The following is a 5245-nucleotide window of genomic DNA, read 5'->3' as shown; positions in this document are numbered from 1 at the left end:
GCTAAGCGACTACCATATCTCACAGGGGGCAACCCCCAACTACTTCCGGCGTTCTAGGGCTTAACTTCTGTGTTCGGCATGGGTACAGGTGTATCTCCTAGGCTATCGTCACTTAACTTGCTGAATTAACTTGCAATATCTTATTGCCTTGTCAACTCAAAATTGAATAACTACTCAAACCTCACAATACTTGCCAAAAGCTGCGCTCAATGAAAATTGGATAAGTCCTCGAGCTATTAGTATTAGTCCGCTACATGTGTCGCCACACTTCCACTCCTAACCTATCTACCTGATCTTCTCTCAGGGCTCTTACTAACTTGCGTTATGGGAAATCTCATCTTGAGGTGGGTTTCACACTTAGATGCTTTCAGCGTTTATCCCTTCCCTACATAGCTACCCAGCGATGCCTCTGGCGAGACAACTGGTACACCAGCGGTAAGTCCACTCTGGTCCTCTCGTACTAGGAGCAGATCCTCTCAAATTTCCTACGCCCGCGACGGATAGGGACCGAACTGTCTCACGACGTTCTGAACCCAGCTCGCGTGCCGCTTTAATGGGCGAACAGCCCAACCCTTGGGACCGACTACAGCCCCAGGATGCGACGAGCCGACATCGAGGTGCCAAACCTCCCCGTCGATGTGAACTCTTGGGGGAGATAAGCCTGTTATCCCCAGGGTAGCTTTTATCCGTTGAGCGATGGCCCTTCCATGCGGAACCACCGGATCACTAAGCCCGACTTTCGTCCCTGCTCGAGTTGTAGCTCTCGCAGTCAAGCTCCCTTATACCTTTACACTCTGCGACTGATTTCCAACCAGTCTGAGGGAACCTTTGGGCGCCTCCGTTACCTTTTAGGAGGCGACCGCCCCAGTCAAACTGCCCGTCAGACACTGTCTCCGATAGGGATCACCTATCCGGGTTAGAGTGGCCATAACACAAGGGTAGTATCCCAACAACGCCTCCATCGAAACTGGCGTCCCGATCTCATAGGCTCCTACCTATCCTGTACATGTGGCACAGACACTCAATATCAAACTGCAGTAAAGCTCCATGGGGTCTTTCCGTCCTGTCGCGGGTAACCTGCATCTTCACAGGTACTAAAATTTCACCGAGTCTCTCGTTGAGACAGTGCCCAAATCATTACGCCTTTCGTGCGGGTCGGAACTTACCCGACAAGGAATTTCGCTACCTTAGGACCGTTATAGTTACGGCCGCCGTTTACTGGGGCTTCAATTCATACCTTCGCGTTTCCGCTAAGCACTCCTCTTAACCTTCCAGCACCGGGCAGGCGTCACCCCCTATACATCATCTTACGATTTAGCAGAGAGCTGTGTTTTTGATAAACAGTTGCTTGGGCCTATTCACTGCGGCTGACCTAAGTCAGCACCCCTTCTCCCGAAGTTACGGGGTCATTTTGCCGAGTTCCTTAACGAGAGTTCTCTCGCTCACCTGAGGCTACTCGCCTCGACTACCTGTGTCGGTTTGCGGTACGGGTAGAGTATGATACAACGCTAGAAGCTTTTCTTGGCAGTGTGACATCACTCACTCGCTACTAAACTTCGCTCCCCATCACAGCTCAACGTTATAGGTATAAGCATTTGACTCATACCACGCCTCACTGCTTAGACGTACATCCATTCGTACGCACGAGTTAGCCTACTGCGTCCCTCCATCACTTCATACTCTAGTACAGGAATATCAACCTGTTGTCCATCGGATACACCTTTCGGTCTCTCCTTAGGTCCCGACTAACCCAGGGCGGACGAGCCTTCCCCTGGAAACCTTAGTCTTACGGTGGATGGGATTCTCACCCATCTTTCGCTACTCATACCGGCATTCTCACTTCTATGCGTTCCAGCGCTCCTCACGGTACACCTTCTCCACACATAGAACGCTCTCCTACCATACCTATAAAGGTATCCACAGCTTCGGTAAATTGTTTTAGCCCCGGTACATTTTCGGCGCAGGGTCACTCGACTAGTGAGCTATTACGCACTCTTTGAATGAATAGCTGCTTCTAAGCTAACATCCTAGTTGTCTGTGCAACCCCACATCCTTTTCCACTTAACAATTATTTTGGGACCTTAGCTGGTGGTCTGGGCTGTTTCCCTTTCGACTACGGATCTTAGCACTCGCAGTCTGACTGCCGACCATAATTCATTGGCATTCGGAGTTTATCTGAGATTGGTAATCCGGGATGGACCCCTCACCCAAACAGTGCTCTACCTCCAAGAATCTTTATGTCGACGCTAGCCCTAAAGCTATTTCGGAGAGAACCAGCTATCTCCAAGTTCGTTTGGAATTTCTCCGCTACCCACAAGTCATCCAAGCACTTTTCAACGTGCCCTGGTTCGGTCCTCCAGTGCGTTTTACCGCACCTTCAACCTGCTCATGGGTAGGTCACATGGTTTCGGGTCTACATCATGATACTAAGACGCCCTATTCAGACTCGGTTTCCCTACGGCTCCGTCTCTTCAACTTAACCTCGCATCATAACGTAACTCGCCGGTTCATTCTACAAAAGGCACGCTCTCACCCATTAACGGGCTCGAACTTGTTGTAGGCACACGGTTTCAGGTTCTATTTCACTCCCCTTCCGGGGTACTTTTCACCTTTCCCTCACGGTACTGGTTCACTATCGGTCACTAGGGAGTATTTAGGGTTGGGAGATGGTCCTCCCAGATTCCGACGGGATTTCACGTGTCCCGCCGTACTCAGGATTCTGCTAGGTACAGATTCTATTTAAAATACGAGGCTCTTACTCTCTTTGGCTGACCTTCCCATGTCATTCTTCTATAAAATCTGAGTCCACATTGCAGTCCTACAACCCCGAAGAGTAAACTCTTCGGTTTGCCCTCCTGCCGTTTCGCTCGCCGCTACTAAGGCAATCGCTTTTGCTTTCTCTTCCTGCAGCTACTTAGATGTTTCAGTTCACTGCGTCTTCCTCCTCATCTCCTTAACAGAGATGGGTAACAGGTAGTACCTGTTGGGTTCCCCCATTCGGACATCCCCGGATCTGCGCTTACTTACAGCTCCCCGAGGCATTTCGTCGTTTGTCACGTCCTTCTTCGGCTCCTAGTGCCAAGGCATCCACCGTGCGCCCTTACTAACTTAACCTTATTTTTGACCTTTCAGTCTTAAACTCATTAATATTCACAGCGTTTCGGTTTATTTTCTTGTTACTATTTGATATAGTTATTCAATTTTCAATGGACAAGTTTAGAATAGCTTCCACTATCCTAATGGAGCCTAGCGGGATCGAACCGCTGACCTCCTGCGTGCAAAGCAGGCGCTCTCCCAGCTGAGCTAAGGCCCCACAAGACCTCTCAAAACTAAACATGACGACCAATGGCTTCCGTTTTTCCTTAGAAAGGAGGTGATCCAGCCGCACCTTCCGATACGGCTACCTTGTTACGACTTCACCCCAATCATCTATCCCACCTTAGGCGGCTGGCTCCTGAAAGGTTACCTCACCGACTTCGGGTGTTACAAACTCTCGTGGTGTGACGGGCGGTGTGTACAAGGCCCGGGAACGTATTCACCGCGGCGTGCTGATCCGCGATTACTAGCGATTCCGACTTCATGTAGGCGAGTTGCAGCCTACAATCCGAACTGAGACTGGCTTTAAGAGATTAGCTTGCCGTCACCGACTTGCGACTCGTTGTACCAGCCATTGTAGCACGTGTGTAGCCCAGGTCATAAGGGGCATGATGATTTGACGTCATCCCCACCTTCCTCCGGTTTATTACCGGCAGTCTCGCTAGAGTGCCCAACTAAATGATGGCAACTAACAATAAGGGTTGCGCTCGTTGCGGGACTTAACCCAACATCTCACGACACGAGCTGACGACAACCATGCACCACCTGTCACCGGTGTGCCGAAGCAAAATCCTATCTCTAGGACGGGCACCGGGATGTCAAGACCTGGTAAGGTTCTTCGCGTTGCTTCGAATTAAACCACATGCTCCACCGCTTGTGCGGGCCCCCGTCAATTCCTTTGAGTTTCAACCTTGCGGTCGTACTCCCCAGGCGGAGTGCTTAATGCGTTAGCTGCGGCACTGAGTCCCGGAAAGGACCCAACACCTAGCACTCATCGTTTACGGCGTGGACTACCAGGGTATCTAATCCTGTTTGCTCCCCACGCTTTCGAGCCTCAGCGTCAGTTACAGACCAGAGAGCCGCTTTCGCCACCGGTGTTCCTCCATATATCTACGCATTTCACCGCTACACATGGAATTCCACTCTCCCCTTCTGCACTCAAGTTAAACAGTTTCCAAAGCGTACTATGGTTAAGCCACAGCCTTTAACTTCAGACTTATCTAACCGCCTGCGCTCGCTTTACGCCCAATAAATCCGGACAACGCTCGGGACCTACGTATTACCGCGGCTGCTGGCACGTAGTTAGCCGTCCCTTTCTGGTAAGATACCGTCACAGTGTGAACTTTCCACTCTCACACTCGTTCTTCTCTTACAACAGAGCTTTACGATCCGAAAACCTTCTTCACTCACGCGGCGTTGCTCGGTCAGACTTCCGTCCATTGCCGAAGATTCCCTACTGCTGCCTCCCGTAGGAGTCTGGGCCGTGTCTCAGTCCCAGTGTGGCCGATCACCCTCTCAGGTCGGCTATGTATCGTCGCCTTGGTGAGCCGTTACCCCACCAACTAGCTAATACAACGCAGGTCCATCTGGTAGTGGTGCATTTGCACCTTTCAATTGACTATCATGCAATAGTCAATGTTATGCGGTATTAGCTATCGTTTCCAATAGTTATCCCCCGCTACCAGGCAGGTTACCTACGCGTTACTCACCCGTTCGCAACTCATCCAGAAGAGCAAGCTCTCCCTTCAGCGTTCTACTTGCATGTATTAGGCACGCCGCCAGCGTTCGTCCTGAGCCAGGATCAAACTCTCATTAAAAGTTTGAGTTCTCACTCATTTCTGTCACTGACAGATTTATTGTTTTTTCTTTGTTCAGTACTACAACATATGTTGTAGTGCCCTGCACATTGGTTCGTCTTGTTCAGTTTTCAAAGGTCTTTACCGCTCTCTCAAGCGACAACTATATCAGTATATCACCTATCCACTCCCTTGTCAACACCTTTTTGAAATTTTTTTATCTTTTTTTCATCTTTTCTTCCAACCCCCTCTAAAATCACCTATAAATCAATAACTAAAAGGGAAAGGTTAACTCTTCNTACCTCTCCCCTATCCACTATATCACCGTGCTGCTAAAGTCTATTAAATATTCC

The 5245-nt window shown here is 49.8% G+C and carries 1 tRNA gene and 3 rRNA genes; all 4 read right to left on the bottom strand.

From position 1 onward, the window contains the following. Positions 1-116: ribosomal RNA gene (gene rrf, locus D8793_RS11730) — 5S ribosomal RNA — on the bottom strand. A gap of 100 nt (positions 117-216) precedes the next feature. Then, a 23S ribosomal RNA gene (locus tag D8793_RS11725) occupies positions 217-3114 on the bottom strand. Positions 3115-3240: 126 nt separating this feature from the next. Further along, positions 3241-3313: transfer RNA gene (locus D8793_RS11720), tRNA-Ala, on the bottom strand. Between the two features lie 53 nt (positions 3314-3366). Further along, positions 3367-4913, bottom strand: a 16S ribosomal RNA gene (locus tag D8793_RS11715). Together the 16S, 23S and 5S rRNA genes with 1 tRNA gene alongside form the textbook arrangement of a ribosomal RNA operon. Between the last annotated feature and the right edge of the window lie 332 nt (positions 4914-5245).

The organism is Streptococcus cristatus (assembly GCF_003943465.1).
In the GTDB taxonomy this organism is placed as follows: Bacteria; Bacillota; Bacilli; order Lactobacillales; family Streptococcaceae; genus Streptococcus; species Streptococcus cristatus_C.
Note: the sequence above shows the minus strand (reverse complement) of the source record. Positions and strands in the feature narration are given on the sequence as shown.